Here is a 19,152-nt window from a genome sequence, read left to right on the forward strand (position 1 = left end):
CACCCCCCAACAGAGGAGCAGCATGTCCCCGCGCATACCGGTGATCGACCTCGTCCCCTGGCTGTCGGACGACCCCGAGGCCCGTGCCCGTACCGCCGCCGCCGTGGACGCGGCGCTCAGCCGGGCCGGGTTCCTGCTGATCACCGGCCACGGGGTGAGCCTGGAGATGCGGGAGAGCGTCCGGGCCGCCGCCCGGGCCTTCTTCGCGCTGCCGACCGAGGTCAAGCAGCGCTACGCGGTCGGCGTCGGCGGACGCGGCTGGCTGGCGAAGGGCGCGGAGGCGAACGGCTACTCGGAGGGCACCGAGACCCCGCCGGACCTGAAGGAGTCGTGGACCGTCGGCGCGGACCTGCCGACCGGCGACGCCGAGATCGACGACTTCTGGTTCCAGCCGAACCGCTGGCCGGCGGACGAGGTCCCGGCGCTGCAGCGGACCCTGGAGGCCTACCTGGCGCGGATGCGGGTGGTCGCGGACGAGGTGCTGCGGCTGCTGGCGGCGGCGCTGGGGCAGGAGCCGACCTTCTTCACCGACCACACCCGGCACCCCACCTACACCCTGAACGTCAACTGGTACCCGGGCACCGGCGTGGTCGGCGAGCCGCAGCCGGGCCAGTACCGGATCGGCCCGCACACCGACTTCGGCACGGTGACGCTGCTGGACCGGCAGCAGGGCCGGGGCGGACTTCAGGTCTGGATCGCCGGGGAGGACGGCGAAGAGGACGGCGAAGAAGATGTGGCGCGAAGCGCCTCGGACGAGGGTGGCGGCGGGCGACGGGCGGGCGTCTGGGAGGACGCGCCGTTCGACCCGGACGCACTGACCGTGAACATCGGCGACCTGATGGCGCGCTGGACCGGTGACCGCTGGACCTCGGGCCGGCACCGGGTGCTGCCGCCCTCGCCGGACGCGCCGGAGGAGGACCTGATGTCGCTCGTCTACTTCTACGAGTGCGACCCGCACACGGTGGTCGCGCCGGTGGAGTGGCGGCGCGAGGCGCCTCAGCCGGGGGTGGCGGCCGGACGCCGGGCGGTCGGACCGGTGGCGTACGAGCCGGTGGACTCGTCGGAGTACCTGCGGGGCAAGCTCGACGCCATCAGCGTGGGCTGACGCCGGTCGGCGACGCGCGAGGTGACGCCGCATCATCCCCTGATGCGGCGTCACCTCCCGCGTTCGGGCGGGCTCAGCTGTGGCCGAGCTCCTCGTCCTGGTCGGCGCTGCCGACCGAGCCGCCCTCGCGGTCCGGGTGCAGCGGCATCGGCTCGACCGCGAACTCGTCCAGCACCGGCGGGACCGGCTGCGGCGGGGCGGGCAGCACCGCGGCCTCGGAGTGGCCGCCGCAGCCGTAGTTGAGCGCCACCACATGCCCGTCGGCGGGGCCGAACTCGTTGGCGCAGATGCCGAAGGTCTGGCTGAGGGTGCCGGCCACCGGCACCAGGAAGCCGCAGGAGGCGCAGTCGGCCGGGGCGGCCTGCGCCATCGGGGTGTGCGCGCCGTAGTCCTTCTCCCAGCGGTCGGCCGCGAGGTGCAGCCCGAGCCGGGACAGCACCCGGACCCGGCCCAGGCCGAGCTCCTCGGCGACCGCCGCGATCGCGCCCCGGTTGGTCGGCGCCGCCAGCTCCTCGCCGAGCGCCGTCGCGACCGGGGCGTCCCCGGCCCGGCCCCCGCCTCGGCCTCGGCCCCGGCGACCTCGCCGACCAGCGCCTCGGCCGCCGCGACCAGCGCGGAGTTCGGGGCGGGCTCGTCGACGCCGGTCCAGCCTGGTTCCAGCCGCAGGTCGTCCTCGTCGGTCGGCAGCAGGTCGCCGGGGCCCATGTCGCCGGGGCGCAGCCGCTCGCTCCAGGGCACCCACTGCGGCGCGACCAGCGCCTCAGGGCCGGGGAGCAGCACCGTTTCGTCCAGCGTGACCAGCTTGCTGCGCGACGCACGGGTCACCGTGACGGCCCAGCGCCAGCCCCGGTAGGCCCATTCGCGGGTAGCGAAGTAGTGGGTGACGACCCGCTCGCCGTCGACGTCCACACCCAGGTGCTCACCGACGGCGGCCTCGCCCGCGGCGTCGACGGCGGCAGCCCGCGCAAAGTCGACAGCTTCGGCACAGAGTCGGTCAGGGGTACGGCTTCGCGTCGTCGCAGCACTCATCACAGGATCGATTCTCTCCCAAAGACTTACCCCTGGATTGCCACCGGCTCCGGGCGGCACGGCGCGGGCTGTCCACCGGAGGGTGTTGGACGTCCATTCTGCGGGACGAAGAGCACCGCAACCGAACGGCAGACAGAGGGCACGCTACCGGTTGGTCCGCCTCGCCGGACAGTACCCCTTTTCCTGCGGCGGATGGTCCTGTCCTGGCCGAATGATCCGCGTCCGGCCCGGAAATGCCGTATGACAGGCCGTCCGGTCGGGCAGGATGGGGCTCGTGGCCGATGATGCGCCCCCGGAGTCCGAGGCCGGGAGCCCGGAGCGCCCCTCCCCGTCCGGACCGGCGGGAGGCGAGGGGCGGGCTGTCGGGCGCGGGCATTCACGGCTGGGCCGGGTCGCCGACCGGGCGCACCGCGCCGCCGGGGCCACCGCCGTCGGCACCGGTCGGGCCGTGGGCGCGACCGGGCGCCGGATCCGCCGGGCCACCTCGGCCGAGGGCGCGGGCGAGTCGGGCCTGGCCAAGCTGATCGAACTGCACGCGGTGAACTCGGCCGGCGACATGATGGTGACCGTGGCGCTGGCGTCCACCATCTTCTTCTCGGTGCCGACCGGCGAGGCCCGGGGCCGGGTCGCGCTCTACCTGCTGATCACCATGGCGCCGTTCGTGCTGCTGGCGCCGGTGATCGGGCCGCTGCTGGACCGGCTGCCGAGCGGCCGGCGCAGCGCCATGGCGCTGTCGATGCTGGCCCGGGCCGCCATCGCCTGGATGATGACCAGCTCCATCGCCGGCGGCGGCCTGGCCGTCTACCCGGAGGCACTGGGCGTGCTGGTCGCCTCCAAGGCCTACGGGGTGGTCCGCAGCGTGGTCGTGCCCCGGCTGCTGCCGGCCCGGGTGACGCTGGTGAAGGCCAACGCCCGGGTGACCCTGGCCGGGCTGCTGGCCACCGGGCTGGCCGGCGCGGTCGGCGGGCTGCTGCACCTGGTCGGCCCGGACTGGCCGCTGCGCGGGGCCTTCCTGGTCTACCTGGGCGGCGCGCTGCTGGCCTTCCAGCTGCCGCACCAGGTGGACCTGGCCAAGGACGAGGAGCGGGCGCTGCTGCACACCCGTCCCCCGGACGAACCCCGGCTCCGGCTGCGGGCGGTGGGGCCCTCGGTGGTGCTGGCGCTGGGCGCGGAGGGCACCCTGCGCGGGCTGTCCGGGTTCCTGACGTTCTTCCTCGCGTTCCTGCTGCGGGTGCACCCGGCGAGCGGCCTGCCGTCGACGGCGGCGCTGGGCATCGTGGTCGGCGCGCTGGGCGTCGGGAACGCCCTGGGGACGGCGCTGGGCTCCTGGCTGCGCTCCCGGGGGCCTGAGATCCTGGTCACATTCCTGCTGGCGGTCGCCGCTGCGGCGGCCGTCGCCGCCGCCGTCTTCTACGGCATCCTCACCCTGACCCTGCTGGCGGGCACCGCCGGAGTGACCCAGTCGCTGGGCAAGGTCGCCCTGGACTCGCTGATCCAGCGGGACGTGCCCGAACGGGTCAGAACCTCGGCCTTCGCCCGTTCGGAGACGCTGATGCAGCTGGCCTGGGTGCTCGGCGGCGGCCTCGGCATCGTGCTGCCGCTGATCGGCCGGGTCGGCGCGAGCACGGCGGCCGGACTGCTGCTGCTCGCACTGGTGCTGACCGTGCACGGGCTGCTCCGACTGCCGCCCGCGTCCCGGCGGGTCGCGGGTGCCCCCGACGTGGCTTGATCGCGGAGGCCGGGTAGCCTCAGCACCATGAGTATCAACCGTGCTGTCCTCGCCCTCGGAGCCGTCGCCGTCGTGGGCGTCGCCACGGTCGGCGCCTCCGCCGCCCTTGCCAACCACTACGGCAAGCCCGTGCCCAAGGTCGCCGTGACCACCGGCGCCAACTGGACCCAGCTGGCCCCGACCGCGCACTGCTACAACGCCGGCAAGCCGCTCACGGTGAACCAGCAGAAGAGCTGCCAGGCGGACTACGTCACCCTGGTCAAGGCCGGGAAGCTGAAGACGATCACCGTCGCCCCGAACGCGAACTACTCCATCAACATGGACAAGATCGGCGCGGACAAGGGCTGGTCGGCCGTGAGCATCGGCAGCCAGCCGGTCGCGCAGACCAACCGCTCCTACGCGGGCAACCTCTCCGCCGCCACGCTGATCGCGACCGCCAACAGCGCCGAGCAGCAGGCCGCCCAGCAGGCCGGGCAGACCAGCGCGCCGGCGGCCATGACCTCCGTGCCGATCCAGGTCACCGAGGGCGACGGGACCAACGTCTACGGCCTCTGGTACTTCCTGATCAAGCAGGACCCGAGCTGACGACCGCTCACCGGTCGGACCCGGCGGACCCGATGCCACTGCCGCGCCTGCTCGTCGTGACCGCCGTCGCCCCCGAGGCGGCGGCGGTGCTGCGCGGCGTGACGACGGCCCTGGGGCACACCGGGCCGGTGGAGGTCGCCCTGCCGGGCGGGCTGCTGCTGACGCGCTGCGGCCCGGTGGACGTCCTGGCCGCCGGGGTCGGCCCGGCGGCCGCCGCCGCGGCCACCGCCACCGCGCTGACCGCAGCGGCCCTGACCGCCGGCGGCCCGACCGCCGCCCCCCCGTGGGCCTACCGGCTGGCCGTCTCCGCCGGGATCGCCGGCGGCTTCGCCCCGGCCGCGCCGCTGGGCTGCGCCGTGGCCGCCGAGGCGATCGTCGCCGCCGACCTCGGCGCGGACACCCCCGAGGGTTTCGCCGACGCCGCCGCACTCGGCTTCGGCCGGGTCCGCCACACGACCGTCCATGCCGAGCAGGTCGCCCGCCGACTGCGCGGCGCCGGAGTGCCGACCGCGCTGGGCACCGTGCTGACCGTGTCCACGGTCACCGGCAGCGCCGAGCGCGCCGCCGCCCTGACGGACCGCCACCCGGGCGCGGTGGCCGAGGCCATGGAGGGTTTCGGGGTGGCCGAGGCCGCCGCCGCGCACGGCGTCCCGGTGCTGGAGCTGCGGTCCGTCTCCAACGCCGTCGGCCCCCGCGACCGGGCGGCCTGGCGGATGGGCGAGGCGTTCGCCACCCTGGAACGGGTCTTCGCGCACCTGCCCTACGCCGACCTGACCGGCTGAACCAGCCCGCCGAACCCTCCACAGGAGCCGCCGCATGACCGGCACCAGCAGCACCAGCCTGAGCACGGCCTACTCGCCCTGCCCGAACGACACCTTCACCTTCCACGCCTGGGCGCACGGCCTGGTGCCGAGCCCACTGGCGCCGGAGGTGGCCTTCGCCGACATCGACGTCACCAACGGGCTCGCCGAGCGCGGCGAGCTGGACCTGCTGAAGATCTCGTACGCGGCGCTGCCCTGGGTGCTGGAGGAGTACGCGCTGCTGCCCTGCGGCGGCGCGCTGGGACGCGGCTGCGGCCCGCTGGTGCTCACCGGCCCGGACGCCTCGGCGGACCCGGCCGACCTGGCCGGCCGGACCATCGCGGTGCCCAGCGAGCGCAGCACCGCCTACCTGCTGTTCCGGCTGTGGGCGGCGGAGGCGGTGCCCGGCGGCCTGGGCGGGATCGTGGTGCTGCCCTTCGACGAGATCATGCCGGCCGTCGGCGACGGCAGGGTCGACGCCGGGCTGGTGATCCACGAGGCCCGGTTCACCTACCAGCGCTACGGGCTGCGCTCGCTCGCCGACATGGGCGAGGCCTGGGAGGCCGCGACCGGACTGCCGATCCCGCTCGGCGCGATCGTCGCCCGCCGTTCGCTCGGCGCGGAGCGGCTGGCCGAGCTGGCCTCGGCGATCCGCGCCAGCGTCCGCTACGCCTGGGCGAACCCGGAGGCCAGCCGGGGCTATGTGCTGGAGCACGCGCAGGAGATGGACCCGGCCGTCGCCGACCAGCACATCGCGCTGTATGTGAACGACTTCACCGCCGACCTGGGCGAGGACGGCTACGCGGCCGTGCGCGGCCTGCTGGAGCGGGCGGCGGCAGCCGGGCTGGTGCCGGCGACGGCCCCGGGGGCGCTGGACTTCCCCGGGGCCTGACGCCGGAACCGCCGACGCGGGCGGGGCGGTCTCAGACGTCCAGCTGGTCCGCGACCGCCCGCAGCAGCGTCGCGACCTGGTGGCCGGCCTGCTTCTCCGGGTACCGGCCGCGCTGCAGTCCGGGCAGGATCCGCTCCAGCAGCGTGGTCAGGTCCTGGACGATCGGTGCGAGGTCGTCCGGCTTGCGCCGGTTGGCCGCCGCGAGCGAGGGCGCGTCCTCCAGCAGCGTCACCGACAGCGCCTGATCACCCCGGTGGCCCGCGACCACGCCGAACTCCACCCGCTGACCGGGCTTCAGCGCCTCGACCCCGGCCGGGAGCGCCTTGGAGTGGACGAAGACGTCGCCGCCGTCGTCGCGGGAGAGGAAGCCGAAGCCCTTCTCGGTGTTGAACCACTTGACCTTGCCCGTGGGCATCAGGGACCTCGTCGCTGGTGAGTCGGAGAGAGAACAGTGTGGGTGGAGCGGAACTGCGCCCGGCCGCCGGACGCCGGACCGTGCGGTGACGGCAGGCTCCGGTGGGTTCCGGGTGGATCAGGGACGGGCCATTGTTCCAGGTCGGCACCGTGATGATCGAGCGAATTCCCCCGGAGGGAGCCATCGTCCCCAGGGGGCGCCGGGATCCGCGGGACGCCGGAAGCGTCGTGCTGTCGCAGCCAATTGGCACACCCCCGATCGATCCGTCCGCGGGGGCGGCGACCACTGGTGGTCGCCGCACAGTCCCCGTGCGTGACGTGCATACCCGGCGGGAGTACCGGCTTAACCCCCCGGCCGGGGACGGCGCCGGGGAGATCGCGGCGGACGTATCGTGGTGCCGTGACTACCGAAACTCCGAAGCCCGGCGACTCCCTGGTCCGGGTCGGCGCGATCCTGTTCCTGATCGGCGCCGTCGCCACCGTCGTGACGGTGGCCCCGCTCTTCCTCCACCTGCACCGGCTGCCGACGCCCGCGTACTTCGTCTGCATGGTGATGCCGCTGGGCTTCGCCGTGGCCCTGGCCGGGCTGCTGACCTCGGCCCGCAGCCAGCGGCGCAGCGCGGTCGCGGCCCGCGGCTGATCAGACCCGGGCGGCCAGGTGGCCGGCCAGCCAGTCCGGGAAGTCGGTGAGGTCCGCCAGGACCACGGCCGCACCGGCCTCGGTCAGCGCGGCGGCGTCGTAGGGCCCGGTGCTGACCCCGACCGGGACGGCCTCGGCCGCCAGCGCGCCGACGATGTCGCCGAGGTGGTCGCCGACGTAGACGGCGGCGCCCTCGGCGCGGAGCACCGTCCCCTTCTCCGGCCCGAAGACCAGGCCGTGCAGGGCGTCCACGTCCAGCCCCAGCGCGTCCAGGTTGAGCCGGGCGTTGGGCGTGTACTTGCCGGTGACCACGATGGCGCGGCCCCCGTGGGCGCGGACGGCGGCGATGGCCGCGTGCGCACCCGGCAGCGCCAGGCAGCCGGCCACGGCGTGCTCGGCGTAGATGGCGCGGTAGCGGTCCGCCGTCCGGTCGACGGCCTCGGCCGGGAACCAGTTGGCGATCTCCTGCTCGACCGGCGGGCCCAGTCGGCCGACCACCAGGTCGCTGTCGATCGGCACCCCGGTCTCGGCGGAGAGCAGGTCGTAGGCGACCTTGATCCCGGGCCGCGAGTCGATCAGCGTCATGTCGAGGTCGAATCCGACGGTGAGACCCGCTCGTGAGTTCATGACGATCACTGTACGGCGCGGCCCCTCCGCGTCCGCCGGCCCGCCGGGCGCAGACTGTCCGGATTCCTCCGGCTACAGCTCTTGTGACCCACATCACTCAGAGCCACCATGGCAGGATGCCGACCACAGAGCAGGCAGCAGCAGAGGCAGCAGCAGAGCGGGCCCGGACGGAGCGGAAGGCGTCCATCGCCCATGGATTCGACCTGGTCGCGCCGGTCTACGGCACGGCGGGCGGCGACTTCTTCCGGAGCCTCGGCCGACGGCTGACGGCCTTCGCCGGGATCAAGCCCGGGGACCGGGTGCTGGACCTGGGCTGCGGCCGCGGCGCGGTGCTCTTCGCCGCCGCCGACGCCGTCGGCCCCGACGGCTACGCGGCCGGGATCGACCTCTCCTCCGGGATGGTCCACGCCACCGCCGCCGAGGCGGCCGGACGCGGGCTGCGCAATGTCGCGGTCCGGGTCGGCGACGCGGAGGACCCGGGATTCCCCTCCCACTCCTTCGAGACGGTCACCGCCGGGCTGATGATGTTCATCACCCCGGAGCCGGAGGCCGTGCTGGCGGCGGTGCGGCGGGTGCTGGTGCCCGGCGGCCGGTTCGCGATGACCACCCTGTGTCCGGAGCAGACCGGCTGGCAGACGGCCCTCCACGCCGCCCTGGCCTTCCAGGACCCCCCGCCCGGAGCCCTGCCGACCACCGTCAAGGGCGGCAACGGCCGCTTCGACACCCTGGACGGCATCAGCGCGACCATGGACCGGGCCGGCTTCGCCGAGGTGCGCACGGTCGAGGACGAGCACGTCGCCACGGTCGCCGACGCCGAGGCGTGGTGGGCCTCCGTCTGGGCGTCCGGGGTCCGCGGCGCCCTGGAGAAGATCCCCGAGCAGCGCCGGGCGGAGGCGAAGGCGGCCGCCTTCGCCGTGGTCGACGGCCTGGCCGTGGACGGGGTGCTGACCCGGCGCACCGGCGTCCGCTTCACTTCGGGGATCAGTACTTCGGGGATCAGCACCTCGGGGACCGGCACTTCGGGGACCGGCAGCACCGGGCCCGGCCCGGCCGGTCCTACCGCCGACTGATCCGCCAGGCCAGGTACAGCGCCGAGCAGCCCGCCGAGGTCCGCAGCCACAGCCCGGCGGCGGAGGTCAGCGCCGACCTGGCCGCGTCATTGCTCAACTGGTGCCCGTGGACCTGGGAGTAGAGCTGGAAGCCGAAGACCAGGGCCGCCGCCACCGGGATCCAGATCGAGGCGACCCGGGCGGTACTGAGGCCGAGCCGCCGGGCGGAGTAGGCGAAGAACCAGCCCAGCAGCACCACGTACCAGAGGTCCAGCACCGCGCCGGACGCCAGCACCAGCGCCGCCAGCGCCTCCACCAGCGGCAGCCGCCCGCGCGGGGCCGAGGGCGCGGCGGCCGGACGGCGGCCGGACGGCCGGAGCAGCCGGCGCAGCAGTGAGCCGCGCGGCTCCGCGGCGGCGTCCCCGGCGGTCCCGTCCTGCTCCGCGGCGGCGCCCTCGTCGAAGTCGTCCTCGACCGGCTGCCGGGGGGCGGGCACGCCCGGCCCCGGCTCCTCCTCCAGGCCGAGGAAGTCGGGCGAGTAGGTGGCGGACCAGCCGGGCATCTCCGGCCCGTACGTCCCCGCCCGGCCCCCGCCCACGAAGCCGCCACCGCCCCCCGCACCCGAGCCGGAGCCGGGGTCGGCGCCGGGGCCGGCGGGCTCGGCGGAGCCGGCCGGCTCCGGAGGCACCGGCAGATCCGCCGGCGAGACGGTGTACCGCCACGGAATCGAGGGACCCGGTCTCGGCACCGCCGGGCGCTGCGCGGCCTCCCCCTCCGGCTCGGCGCCCGGCACCCCGCCGTGCACGGCCTGCCGGACCACCTCGTCCGGCGTCCCGAGACCGGAGAGGATCTTCCGCACCGCCGAGGTCTCGGCCCGGTCCGCCCCGGAGGAGCCGCCGCGTCGGCCGTCGATGTCCTGTCGGAGGCCGGCGACCAGCCGGGACCGCTCGGCGGCGGTCAGGCTGGTGGCCTGGGCCAGATCGCCGACCCGGCTCAGGTAGTCGTAGACGATCTGGTCGCTCTCGATACCCATGACGACGCCCCTCCCGGTCGGCTCCCCAGCTGCCCCGCCCCGAAGCATAGGGCGCTGCTCTCGTGCGTACCCGCTGATCCAGGCGTTATCCCCGGCACCACCCGGGGCGCCGGACGGCACCGGAACCGCCCCCGTTCCGGCGTGCGGCCCGGCGCGCGGCCCGTCGGAAGCTCCCGGGCGGGCGATCCGCGCTGAATGGCCTTCCGCCGAAGGACGGGACTAGCCTGGGTCGGATGAGCAGCCGAAGAAGCGGGCAGAACGGCAGCGCCGACCCCGCACCGCGCACCACCGCGCCGCGCACCCTCGCGGAGGAGCTGCGCGCCCGGCCGGACGACGGCCTCGCCGCGCTGCTCCGCGCCCGCCCCGACCTGCTCAACCCCGTGCCCGGCGACCTCACCCAGCTCGCCACCCGGCTGTCCACCCGCGCCTCCGTGGTGCGCGCGCTGGAGCGGCTGGACCGCTTCACCCTGCAGACCGCCGAGGCGCTGGCGGTCGCCCCCGACGACAGCCCGCTCCCGGTGCTGACCGCGCTGCTGGACGGCGCCCGACCGACCGCACCGCTGGCGGTGCTCCGGGAACAGGCCCTGGTCTGGGGCCCCGCCGACCGGCCGCGACTGGTCCGCACCGCCCGCGACGTGCTCGCGCCCACCGGCGGCACCCCCGGGCCGACCGGGCTCGGCCCGCCCTTCGCCGAGGCCGCCGCCGGGCTCTCCCCGGGGCGGCTCCAGGACGTCCTGGCCGACGCCGGGCTGCCCGCCACCCACGACCCGGTCAGCGCCGTCGCCGCGCTGGCCGCCCTGTGGGCGGACCGCGAGCGGGCGGAGGCGCTGCTCGCCACCGCGATTCCCGGGGTCAAGGACGTGCTGCGGCGGCTGATGTGGGGTCCGCCGAACGGTGCCACGCCCGCCCGCGGGGTCCGCGCCGCCGAGGCCAGGACCCCCGTCGAGTGGCTGCTGGCCCGGGGCGCGCTGCTGCCCTCGGGCCCCGACAACGTGGTCCTGCCGCGCGAGGTGGCGCTGCACCTGCGCGGCGGACGCGCCCACCGGCAGGTCGAGCCGAAGCCCCCGGCCGTGGCAGCGGCGGCCCGGCACGACCCGGGGCAGACCGACCGCGCCGCAGCCGCGCAGGCGTTCACCGCCGTGCGGACCGTCGAGGAGGCGCTGGACCTGTGGAGCGCCGAACCGCCCGCCGTGCTGCGCACCGGCGGCCTCGGCGTCCGGGAGCTGCGCCGCACCGCGACCGCCCTGGACCTGCCGGAGGCCGAGGCCGCCTTCTGGCTGGAGCTGGCCTTCGGCGCCGGGCTGCTCGCCGCCGACGGCGAGGCCGCCGAGCGGTGGATGCCGACCCCGCTGTTCGACGAGTGGCTGCGGCAGCCGGTCGCCGAGCGCTGGCTGCTGCTGGCCCGGGGCTGGCTGGCGGCGACCCGGGTCGCCGCGCTGGTCGGCAGCCGGGACGCCAAGGACCGGGTGCTCTCCGCGCTCGGCGACGGGCTCGACCGCTCGATCGCGCCCGAGCTGCGCCGCGCCGTGCTGCGGGAGCTGGCCGAGCTGCCGCCGGGCTCGGTCCCGGAACCGGCCTCGCTGCTGGAGCGGCTGCGCTGGCAGCACCCGCTGCGCGGCGGCGCCACCCGGGACCGGCTGGTCGACTGGACCCTCGCCGAGGCCGAACGGCTCGGCCTGAGCGGACGCGGCGCCCTCGCCTCCTACGCCGCGCCGCTCGCCGCCGGCCAGGACCCGACGGCGGCGCTGGCCCCGCTGCTGCCCGAGCCGCTGGACCAGGTGATCCTGCAGCCGGACCTGACCGCGATCGCCCCGGGACCGCTGCACACCCCGCTGGCGCAGACCCTCGCGGTCGCGGCCGACGTCGAGTCCAAGGGCGGGGCGACGGTCTACCGGTTCACCCCGGACTCGGTCCGCCGGGCGCTGGACGCCGGGCGGACCGCCGACGAGCTGCACGCCTTCCTGGCCGCCCACTCCAGCACCCCGGTCCCGCAGCCGCTGACCTACCTGGTCGACGACGTGGCCCGGCGGCACGGCCGGCTCCGGGTCGGCGCGGCCTCGGCCTACCTGCGCTGCGACGACGACGCGCTGCTGGCGGAGCTGCTGGCGGACCGGCGGGCGGCCCAGCTGCGGCTGCGGCGGCTGGCGCCGACCGTGCTGGCGGCGCAGGCCGACCCGGTGACCGTGCTGGCCCAGCTGCGGACGATGGGCTACGCCCCGGCGGCGGAGTCGCCCGACGGCGATGTGCTGATCTCCCGCCCCGACGCCCGCCGCACCCCGCCGCGCAGCGCGCCGGTCCCGGTGCCGGACGGACCGCCGCCGGTGTCGGCGGCGCTGCTGGGCGCGGCGGTGCGGAGCGTCCGGGCCGGCGACCGGGCGGCCACGGCGGTGCACCGGGAGCCCGGGGCCGCCCCCGCGGAGCTGCCGCGCACGGCCGCCGCCGAGACCCTGGCGGCGCTGCAGACGGCGGTGCTGACCGGCGAGCGGGTCTGGATCGGCTATGTGAACGCGGAGGGCTCGGCCAGCCAGCGGGTGGTGGAGCCGGTCCGGGTGGCCGGCGGCTTCGTGACCGCCTATGACCAGGCACGCGAGGAAATGCAAACGTTCAGCTTGCATCGGATCACTGGTGTCGCAGAGTTGGCCGAGGACTCCTGAGAGTTGTCTAGGATTCTCCTGACAGTTCGCGGAACCGGTCGGGAACGGACACGCGTCTCGCACCACGTCCGTCCCCTTCCTCGGAGCGCCCCGCCATGCCTGAGACCACCCGTCGTCCCCGTGCCCTCCGGGGTGGCCTGACGGCTGCCATAACCGCGACCGCAGCCGCCGCGCTGCTGCTGACCGGCTGCGGCTCCTCCGCCCCGAAGGCGGGCTCGCAGAGCCCGGCGACCACCGCCCCGTCGAGCCCGGCGGCGGTTCCGTCCACCCCGGCGCCCTCGCCCTCGAACACCACGGTGTCGCTGCCGACCGGTCCGAAGGCGGCGCTGAAGCTGTTCGAGACCACCTCGGTCGGCCCGATCTACGAGACCACCCTGCACGGCGCCAAGTCCGGCGTCTCCGGCAAGGTCTGGGTCTGGCTGCCGCCGCAGTACAACGACCCGAAGTACGCCGCCTACGGCTTCCCGGTGGTCACCGCGTACTCGGGCGGCGCCAGCGACGGCTACAACACCTGGACCGACCAGGGCCAGCTGCCGCTGCTGGTCGACGACGTCTCGCTGGCCAAGCAGGGCAAGGCCAGCCCGTTCATCATGGTCATGCCGATCCAGAACTTCCACGAGGACGAGAACCGGCTGCTGGACTGCAGCGACATCCCGGGCCACCAGAAGATGGGCACCTGGATGGGCGTCGACGTCCCCGACTTCGCCCGGGCCAACTTCCGCACCCTGACCAGCCGCAACGGCTGGGGTGTGATGGGCGCCTCGACCGGCGGCCTGTGCAGCGCCAAGCTCGCGCTGCAGTTCCCGCAGACCTTCGCCGCCGCCGTCCCGATCGACGGCTACTTCCTGCCGGACTCGCTCTACTGGAAGGGCCACCACGCGGACTGGGTCGCCAACGCCCCGCAGCTGATGGTGGCCCACAGCACCGCCGATGTCAGCATGCTGGTCACCGCCGGCGGCGGCGAGGCCTACGAGGAGAACGTGGTCCAGGCGTTCGTCCACGCCGCGAAGAGCTCGCCCTCGGTCAAGCTGACCTACTACGTGCTGCCCAACGCCCAGCACCTCACCTCGGACTTCAAGCGGCTGATCCCGACCACGCTGGAGTACCTCACCCAGCACCTCTCCCCGCCCACCGCGGGCTGAACCAGCGCGGTCCGCGCATCCGCGCTCCGCGCCGGGGCGCGGATGCGTCACACTGGAGGGTCCGCCCCGCGCTCGGCACCCACCGGAGGACCCGCACGTGAACGATGGACCGCTGATCGTCCAGTCCGACAAGACCCTGCTGCTGGAGACCGGCCACCCCAAGGCCGCCGACTGCCGCCGGGTGATCGCGCCCTTCGCCGAGCTGGAACGCGCGCCGGAGCACGTCCACACCTACCGGGTCACCCCGCTCGGACTGTGGAACGCCCGCGCCGCCGGGCACGACGCCGAGCAGGTCGTCGACGCGCTGGTGACCTACTCGCGCTACCCCGTGCCGCACGCGCTGCTGGTCGACATCGCCGACACCATGGCCCGCTACGGGCGGCTGACGCTGTCCAAGCACCCGGTCCACGGGCTGGTGCTGACCTCGACCGACCGCCCGGTGCTGGAGGAGGTGCTGCGCTCCAAGAAGATCATCCCGCTGGTCGGGCAGCGGCTGGACGCCGACACCGTGGCCGTCCACCCCTCCGAGCGCGGGCAGATCAAGCAGGTGCTGCTGAAGCTCGGCTGGCCGGCAGAGGACCTGGCCGGCTACGTCGACGGCGAGGCGCACCCGATCGAGCTGGACCAGGACGGCTGGGAGCTGCGCCCCTACCAGCAGCAGGCGGTCGAGGGCTTCTGGCACGGCGGCTCCGGCGTGGTGGTGCTGCCCTGCGGGGCCGGGAAGACCCTGGTCGGGGCGGCGGCGATGGCCACCGCCAAGGCGACCACGCTGATCCTGGTCACCAACACCGTCTCGGCCCGGCAGTGGAAGCACGAGCTGGTCAAGCGGACCACGCTGACCGAGGACGAGATCGGCGAGTACAGCGGCACCCGGAAGGAGATCCGCCCGGTCACCATCGCCACGTACCAGGTGATGACCACCAAGCGGAAGGGCGTCTACGCCCACCTGGAGCTCTTCGACTCCCGTGACTGGGGCCTGGTCGTCTACGACGAGGTGCACCTGCTGCCCGCGCCGATCTTCCGCTTCACCGCCGACCTCCAGGCCCGCCGCCGGCTCGGGCTGACCGCGACCCTGGTCCGCGAGGACGGCCGCGAGGGCGACGTCTTCTCGCTGATCGGCCCCAAGCGCTTCGACGCGCCCTGGAAGGAGATCGAGGCCCAGGGCTACATCGCACCGGCCGACTGCTGCGAGGTCCGGGTCACCCTGACCGACTCCGAGCGGCTGGCCTACGCCACCGCCGAGCCCGAGGAGCGCTACCGCTTCTGCGCGACCACCGCCACCAAGCGCAGGGTCACCCAGGCCCTGGTGGAGAAGCACCGGGGCATCCCGACCCTGGTCATCGGCCAGTACATCGACCAGCTGGACGAGCTGGGCGAGGCGCTGAACGCCCCGGTGATCAAGGGCGAGACCAGCAACCCGCAGCGGGAGAAGCTCTTCGACGCCTTCCGCAACGGCGAGATCACCGTGCTGGTGGTCTCCAAGGTCGCCAACTTCTCCATCGACCTGCCCGAGGCGACCATCGCCATCCAGGTCTCCGGCACCTTCGGCTCCCGGCAGGAGGAGGCCCAGCGCCTCGGCCGGGTGCTCCGGCCGAAGGCGGACGGGCACACCGCCCACTTCTACTCGGTGGTCGCCCGGGACACCGTCGACCAGGACTTCGCCGCGCACCGGCAGCGCTTCCTGGCCGAGCAGGGCTACGCCTACCGGATCGTCGACGCGGACGACGTGCTGGCCGGCGACGACGTCTGAGCCGACCGGCCCCCCGGCATCAGTCGCCGATCGGACTGATGAAGGTGCCGGGGTGGGTCGCGCCGTCCTGGAGCAGCACGTTGCCCCAGCGCCAGGGCAGGTCGTAGGAGGTGGTCTCGTTCGGCGGGGTGATCACCAGCGTGGTCGCCGCGAAGTCGTTGCTCGCCACATTGCCCTCCGCCGTCCACGGCAGGAAGTGCACGGTGAACTGGGTGGAGTCGCCCGGGTGCAGGGTGATCGTCACCGGCTGCTGCGAGCTGCGCACCAGCGGCCACTGGATCCCGCTGTTGACCAGGTCGACGCCGGGGAAGCCGTGCATCGAGCAGGTGTGGCCGCTGGTGTTCTTGAGGATCACCACGGCGCTCTGCTGCTGGCTGGAGTCGCTGTTGGGGACGGCGTCGCCACCCGTGGCCCAGCTGTAGCCGAGGTCGGTGGTGTGGCAGCGGCTGCTGTCGGCCCCGGTGGTGGTGGCGTTGGTCGAGCCGGAGGCGCCGGAGGTCGGCGTGGCCCCGCCGTTCGAACCGCTGCTGCTCCCGCTCCCGCCGCTCCCGGCGGGGCCGCCTGCGGAGGCACCCGCCGACGCACCCGCCGAGGCACCCGCCGACGGGACGGACGCGCCGCTCGCCGAGGCGCCGGGTGCGGCCGTGGCACCCGTGCTGCCGCTGCAGGCGCTGAGCGCGAAACCACCGAGCAGAGCCGCCACCGCAATTGTCGCTGTCCGCTGAAGACGCATCAGAACTCCCTGGGCCATTGGCGTCCCGGCCCGCGCCGTGATCACCGATCGTTGCTCATCGGGAATCACGCGGTGTGCGCAGCATCGGTTTCCCCGGCGGCGGGGCTGTGACCCAGCCGTGAAGATGTCCCGGTCCGGTGCTGTTGCTGTTGCCGTTGCTGTTGCCGTTGCTAGCGGGCCTTCATGCCCTCGTCGCCGAGGAGCACCACCCGCCAGGCGGTGTCGAGGACGATCCCGGTGTTCCGCAGCGCGCAGCGCAGCGGATGCCGGCTGCGCCCGGAGGCGGAGTGGGCGCCGGCCGGGGCGTGGGCCGAGGCGTCGCCGTGCGTCCCGTGGTGGCTGGGCCGGGTCCGGGCGCGGGGGTCGTGCCGGGTCTGGGTGCAGCTGTCGGTGCGGGTCTCGTTGTGGGTCTCGGTGCGGGCCTCGGCGGGGTCGGGGGCGGTGCCGCCGACTGCCACGACCTCGGAGTCGATCGGTGTGGTAGCCATGACTCCACGGTAGGTTTTCGCAGCTGTCCGGGCGTCGCCCCGAAGGCCGAACCGGCCGCCGGCCTGCGGTCCTCCTCCAGAGGTACGGCTCTCCTGCCCGGATCAGGGTTTTCCCTGAGAGCCGCCGGGCGGCGCCCGGGCCCAATCGGTTCGCGTGCGCGCGGGACACCGTCTAGGATGTCGCGTCTGCCGCCTCCCCCACCGCGCGGCCCTGCGGTTCGACCGCCGGTGCTTGGGGAGTGCGCCATCCGGTCGGAACCGGGTGGCTCTCAAACTCCATCGCAGAAATTTGAGACCGCTGCGTGCCGGGCACCCCCCGGTGTTCCGCAGCCGGGAAGGCTCCCCCGTGTCCACGCCCACGCCCCCGTCCACCTCCGTCGGCAGCGGCAATCCGCTCGACCGCGAACGCGCCCACCTCTCCGCCTCCCGCGCCGCGCTGCGCGCCATGCGCACCGACGTGGAGTCGCTGGACATCTCCGACGTCGCCGCCAACTGGGTCAACGCGGTGATCCTGCAGCGCGAGATCAGCGACCGGATCAAGGCCCTCGCCGACCTGGCGCACACCCCGCTGTTCTTCGGCCGGCTCGACTACCTCCACGCGCCCGGCATCGACCTGGCCGAGGGAGAGCAGTTCTACATCGGTCGGCGGCACGTCCACGACGCCGACGGCGACCCGATGGTCATCGACTGGCGCGCGCCGGTCTCCCAGCCGTTCTACCGGGCCAGCCGCAAGGACCCGCAGGACGTCGGGCTGCGCCGGCGCTTCGGCTACACCGGCGGCGAGCTGACCGCCTACGAGGACGAGCACCTCACCGACGCCACCGAGGCCGACACCGGCAGCGCGCTGCTGGCCGCCGAGATCGAGCGCCCCCGCGTCGGGCCGATGCGCGACATCGTCGCCACCATCCAGCCCGAGCAGGACGAGATCGTCCGGGCCGACATCCACGGCACCGTCTGCGTCCAGGGCGCGCCCGGCACCGGGAAGACCGCCGTGGGCCTGCACCGTGTGGCCTACCTGCTCTACGCCCACCGGGAGCGGCTGGCCCGCACCGGCACCCTGGTCATCGGCCCGAACCGGTCCTTCCTCCACTACATCGAGCAGGTGCTGCCGGCCCTGGGCGAGCTGGACGTCGCCCAGGCCACCGTCGAGGAGCTGGTCGACCATGTCGCGGTGACCGGTGCGGACCCGGCCGACACCGCCGTGGTCAAGGGCGACGCCCGGATGGCGCAGGTGCTGCGCCGGGCCGTCCGGGCCGGCATCCGGATGCCGACCGAGCCCTGCGTGGTGGTCCGCGGCTCCCGGCGCTGGCGGGTCCCGGCCTACGAGCTGGAGGAGATCGTCCGCGAGCTGGCGGAGCGGGACATCCGCTACGGCGCGGCACTGGCCGCGCTGCCGCAGCGGATCGCGCACGCGGTGCTGGTGAAGATGGAGAACGGCGGCGAGGCCCCGGACGACCGGGTGCAGGACGCGGTGGCCCGCAATGCCGCGGTGAAGGCCGCGGTCAAGGCGGTCTGGCCGGTGGTGGACCCGGCGAAGCTGGTCTTCCGGCTGCTGAGCGACGCCGAGTTCCTGGCCGAGTGCGCCGAGGGCCTGCTGACGCCCGAGGAGCAGCAGTTGGTGCTGTGGGCGAAGCCGCCGCGCAGCCTGCGCTCCGCGCCCTGGTCGATGGCGGACGCGGTGCTGGTGGACGAGGCCAGGGACCTGGTGGAACGCACCCACTCGCTGGGCCATGTGGTGCTCGACGAGGCGCAGGACCTGTCGCCGATGCAGTACCGCGCGGTCGGCCGGCGCTGCACCACCGGCTCGGCGACGGTGCTGGGCGACATCGCCCAGGGCACGACCCCGTGGTCCACCGCGACCTGGGCCGAGGCGCTGGCGCACCTGGGCAAGCCGGGCTCCCGGATCGAGCCGCTGACCAAGACCTTCCGGGTGCCGAGCGAGGTGATCACCTTCGCCTCGCGGCTGCTGCCCGGCATCGCGCCGGACCTGGAGCCGGCCGAGTCGGTGCGTGAGTCGAAGGGCGCCCTGTCGATCCGTCAGGTGGCCCCGGCCGAGCCTGCCGAGGACCCTGCCGAGGACCCCGGCGCAGCCTCCGCCGCGCTCGACGCGGCCGTGCTGGACGCCTGCCGGGAGTCGCTGCGGCACGAGGGCTCGATCGGCCTGATCGCCGCCGACGCCCGGGTGCCCCGGCTGGCCGCCCTGCTGGACGCGGCCGGCCTGCCGTACCTGGCGCCGGGCGAGGAGACCTCGGCCGAGGCCCGGCTCACCCTCGTCCCGGCTTCGCTGGCCAAGGGTCTGGAGTACGACTACGTGGTGCTGGACGAGCCGGCCGGGATCGTCGACGGCGAGCCGGACGTGCGCACCGGCCTGCGCCGGCTCTACGTCTGCCTGACCCGTCCGGTCTCGGGGCTGACGGTGCTGCACTCCCGTCCGCTGCCGGACGCGCTGGCCGGGTAGGGCCTGGCGGCGGCCCCGGCCGGG

General features: G+C 74.7%; 16 protein-coding genes and 1 pseudogene. 11 read left to right on the forward strand and 6 right to left on the reverse strand.

Features of this window, described 5'->3' with window-relative positions; all coding sequences use genetic code 11:
- The first annotated feature begins 22 nt into the window (after window positions 1-22).
- Window positions 23-1,105 (forward strand): isopenicillin N synthase family dioxygenase, encoded by a 1,083-nt coding sequence (locus BS75_RS18050; protein ID WP_034088975.1) that lies wholly within the window; start codon window positions 23-25, stop codon window positions 1,103-1,105.
- Between the two features lie 73 nt (window positions 1,106-1,178).
- On the opposite strand, the pseudogene BS75_RS43410 reads toward BS75_RS18050, so the two are convergent.
- Window positions 1,179-2,134, reverse strand: a pseudogene (locus BS75_RS43410) (DUF3027 domain-containing protein).
- A 382-nt stretch (window positions 2,135-2,516) separates the two neighbouring features.
- On the opposite strand from BS75_RS43410, the gene BS75_RS18060 reads away from it, so the two are divergent.
- From BS75_RS18060 to BS75_RS18075, 4 genes are read left to right on the forward strand one after another with little or no spacing between them, the layout of a single operon-like run.
- Entirely contained in the window at window positions 2,517-3,863 is a 1,347-nt protein-coding gene (locus BS75_RS18060; protein WP_042438307.1) for an MFS transporter, read from the forward strand.
- Between the two features lie 27 nt (window positions 3,864-3,890).
- Window positions 3,891-4,448: a hypothetical protein gene (locus BS75_RS44455; RefSeq protein ID WP_052069517.1), complete on the forward strand. Its 558-nt coding sequence runs from the start codon at window positions 3,891-3,893 to the stop codon at window positions 4,446-4,448.
- Window positions 4,449-4,480: 32 nt separating this feature from the next.
- The gene (locus BS75_RS18070) at window positions 4,481-5,230 is read left to right on the forward strand and encodes a futalosine hydrolase (protein ID WP_152645914.1); all 750 of its coding nucleotides are present in this window, start codon (window positions 4,481-4,483) and stop codon (window positions 5,228-5,230) included.
- A 34-nt stretch (window positions 5,231-5,264) separates the two neighbouring features.
- Entirely contained in the window at window positions 5,265-6,140 is an 876-nt protein-coding gene (locus BS75_RS18075) for a 1,4-dihydroxy-6-naphthoate synthase (RefSeq protein ID WP_034088978.1), read from the forward strand.
- A 31-nt stretch (window positions 6,141-6,171) separates the two neighbouring features.
- Here the strand turns inward: BS75_RS18075 and BS75_RS51510 are convergent, their stop codons facing one another.
- Window positions 6,172-6,555, reverse strand: coding sequence for a cold-shock protein (locus BS75_RS51510; RefSeq protein ID WP_034088979.1), 384 nt, complete (start codon window positions 6,553-6,555; stop codon window positions 6,172-6,174).
- A 399-nt stretch (window positions 6,556-6,954) separates the two neighbouring features.
- Between BS75_RS51510 and BS75_RS18085 the strand changes: the two genes are divergently transcribed.
- A complete protein-coding gene (locus BS75_RS18085) occupies window positions 6,955-7,194 on the forward strand; it encodes a hypothetical protein (RefSeq protein ID WP_034088980.1) in 240 nt (79 codons plus the stop codon).
- Here BS75_RS18085 and BS75_RS18090 read toward each other — a convergent pair whose 3' ends face one another.
- Window positions 7,195-7,821, reverse strand: coding sequence for an HAD family hydrolase (locus BS75_RS18090; RefSeq protein ID WP_034093281.1), 627 nt, complete (start codon window positions 7,819-7,821; stop codon window positions 7,195-7,197).
- A 116-nt stretch (window positions 7,822-7,937) separates the two neighbouring features.
- Here BS75_RS18090 and BS75_RS18095 point away from each other — a divergent pair, with 116 nt between their 5' ends.
- The gene (locus BS75_RS18095) at window positions 7,938-8,891 is read left to right on the forward strand and encodes a class I SAM-dependent methyltransferase (RefSeq protein ID WP_052069518.1); all 954 of its coding nucleotides are present in this window, start codon (window positions 7,938-7,940) and stop codon (window positions 8,889-8,891) included.
- On the opposite strand, the gene BS75_RS18100 is transcribed toward BS75_RS18095, so the two are convergent.
- The gene (locus BS75_RS18100; RefSeq protein ID WP_034088981.1) at window positions 8,878-9,903 is read right to left on the reverse strand and encodes a hypothetical protein; all 1,026 of its coding nucleotides are present in this window, start codon (window positions 9,901-9,903) and stop codon (window positions 8,878-8,880) included. The two genes, BS75_RS18095 and BS75_RS18100, sit on opposite strands and share 14 nt — an antisense overlap.
- Window positions 9,904-10,136: 233 nt before the next feature.
- On the opposite strand from BS75_RS18100, the gene BS75_RS18105 reads away from it, so the two are divergent.
- The 3 genes from BS75_RS18105 (at window position 10,137) to BS75_RS18115 (ending at window position 15,449) form a co-directional block, all read left to right on the forward strand.
- Window positions 10,137-12,557, forward strand: coding sequence for a helicase-associated domain-containing protein (locus tag BS75_RS18105; protein WP_034088982.1), 2,421 nt, complete (start codon window positions 10,137-10,139; stop codon window positions 12,555-12,557).
- Window positions 12,558-12,652: 95 nt separating this feature from the next.
- Window positions 12,653-13,699, forward strand: a complete 1,047-nt coding sequence (locus BS75_RS18110; protein ID WP_081982416.1) for an alpha/beta hydrolase — start codon at window positions 12,653-12,655, stop codon at window positions 13,697-13,699.
- A gap of 97 nt (window positions 13,700-13,796) precedes the next feature.
- Window positions 13,797-15,449 carry a DNA repair helicase XPB gene (locus BS75_RS18115; RefSeq protein WP_034088983.1) on the forward strand — a complete coding sequence of 551 codons (1,653 nt, stop codon included), beginning with the start codon at window positions 13,797-13,799 and terminating at the stop codon, window positions 15,447-15,449.
- Between the two features lie 19 nt (window positions 15,450-15,468).
- On the opposite strand, the gene BS75_RS18120 is transcribed toward BS75_RS18115, so the two are convergent.
- Window positions 15,469-16,182: a DUF4232 domain-containing protein gene (locus BS75_RS18120; RefSeq protein WP_152645913.1), complete on the reverse strand. Its 714-nt coding sequence runs from the start codon at window positions 16,180-16,182 to the stop codon at window positions 15,469-15,471.
- 170 nt (window positions 16,183-16,352) lie between these two features.
- Window positions 16,353-16,670, reverse strand: a complete 318-nt coding sequence (locus BS75_RS18125) for a hypothetical protein (protein ID WP_034088985.1) — start codon at window positions 16,668-16,670, stop codon at window positions 16,353-16,355.
- Between the two features lie 346 nt (window positions 16,671-17,016).
- Between BS75_RS18125 and BS75_RS18130 the strand changes: the two genes are divergently transcribed.
- Window positions 17,017-19,128, forward strand: a complete 2,112-nt coding sequence (locus BS75_RS18130) for a HelD family protein (protein ID WP_034088986.1) — start codon at window positions 17,017-17,019, stop codon at window positions 19,126-19,128.
- The last annotated feature ends 24 nt before the right edge of the window (window positions 19,129-19,152 follow it).

It is taken from the genome of Streptacidiphilus albus JL83, from assembly GCF_000744705.1.
In the GTDB taxonomy this organism is placed as follows: domain Bacteria; phylum Actinomycetota; class Actinomycetes; order Streptomycetales; family Streptomycetaceae; genus Streptacidiphilus; species Streptacidiphilus albus.

What these genes read in the sequence shown, in the direction of transcription:
- BS75_RS18110 (WP_081982416.1), top strand. Translation starts at nt 12,653, where the DNA reads ATGCCTGAGACCACCCGTCGTCCCCGTGCCCTCCGGGGTGGCCTGACG.
- BS75_RS18095 (WP_052069518.1), top strand. Translation starts at nt 7,938, where the DNA reads ATGCCGACCACAGAGCAGGCAGCAGCAGAGGCAGCAGCAGAGCGGGCC.
- BS75_RS18090 (WP_034093281.1), bottom strand. Translation starts at nt 7,821, where the DNA reads ATGAACTCACGAGCGGGTCTCACCGTCGGATTCGACCTCGACATGACG.
- BS75_RS18125 (WP_034088985.1), bottom strand. Translation starts at nt 16,670, where the DNA reads ATGGCTACCACACCGATCGACTCCGAGGTCGTGGCAGTCGGCGGCACC.
- BS75_RS18105 (WP_034088982.1), top strand. Translation starts at nt 10,137, where the DNA reads ATGAGCAGCCGAAGAAGCGGGCAGAACGGCAGCGCCGACCCCGCACCG.
- BS75_RS44455 (WP_052069517.1), top strand. Translation starts at nt 3,891, where the DNA reads ATGAGTATCAACCGTGCTGTCCTCGCCCTCGGAGCCGTCGCCGTCGTG.
- BS75_RS18075 (WP_034088978.1), top strand. Translation starts at nt 5,265, where the DNA reads ATGACCGGCACCAGCAGCACCAGCCTGAGCACGGCCTACTCGCCCTGC.
- BS75_RS51510 (WP_034088979.1), bottom strand. Translation starts at nt 6,555, where the DNA reads ATGCCCACGGGCAAGGTCAAGTGGTTCAACACCGAGAAGGGCTTCGGC.
- BS75_RS18120 (WP_152645913.1), bottom strand. Translation starts at nt 16,182, where the DNA reads ATGCGTCTTCAGCGGACAGCGACAATTGCGGTGGCGGCTCTGCTCGGT.
- BS75_RS18070 (WP_152645914.1), top strand. Translation starts at nt 4,481, where the DNA reads ATGCCACTGCCGCGCCTGCTCGTCGTGACCGCCGTCGCCCCCGAGGCG.
- BS75_RS18050 (WP_034088975.1), top strand. Translation starts at nt 23, where the DNA reads ATGTCCCCGCGCATACCGGTGATCGACCTCGTCCCCTGGCTGTCGGAC.
- BS75_RS18100 (WP_034088981.1), bottom strand. Translation starts at nt 9,903, where the DNA reads ATGGGTATCGAGAGCGACCAGATCGTCTACGACTACCTGAGCCGGGTC.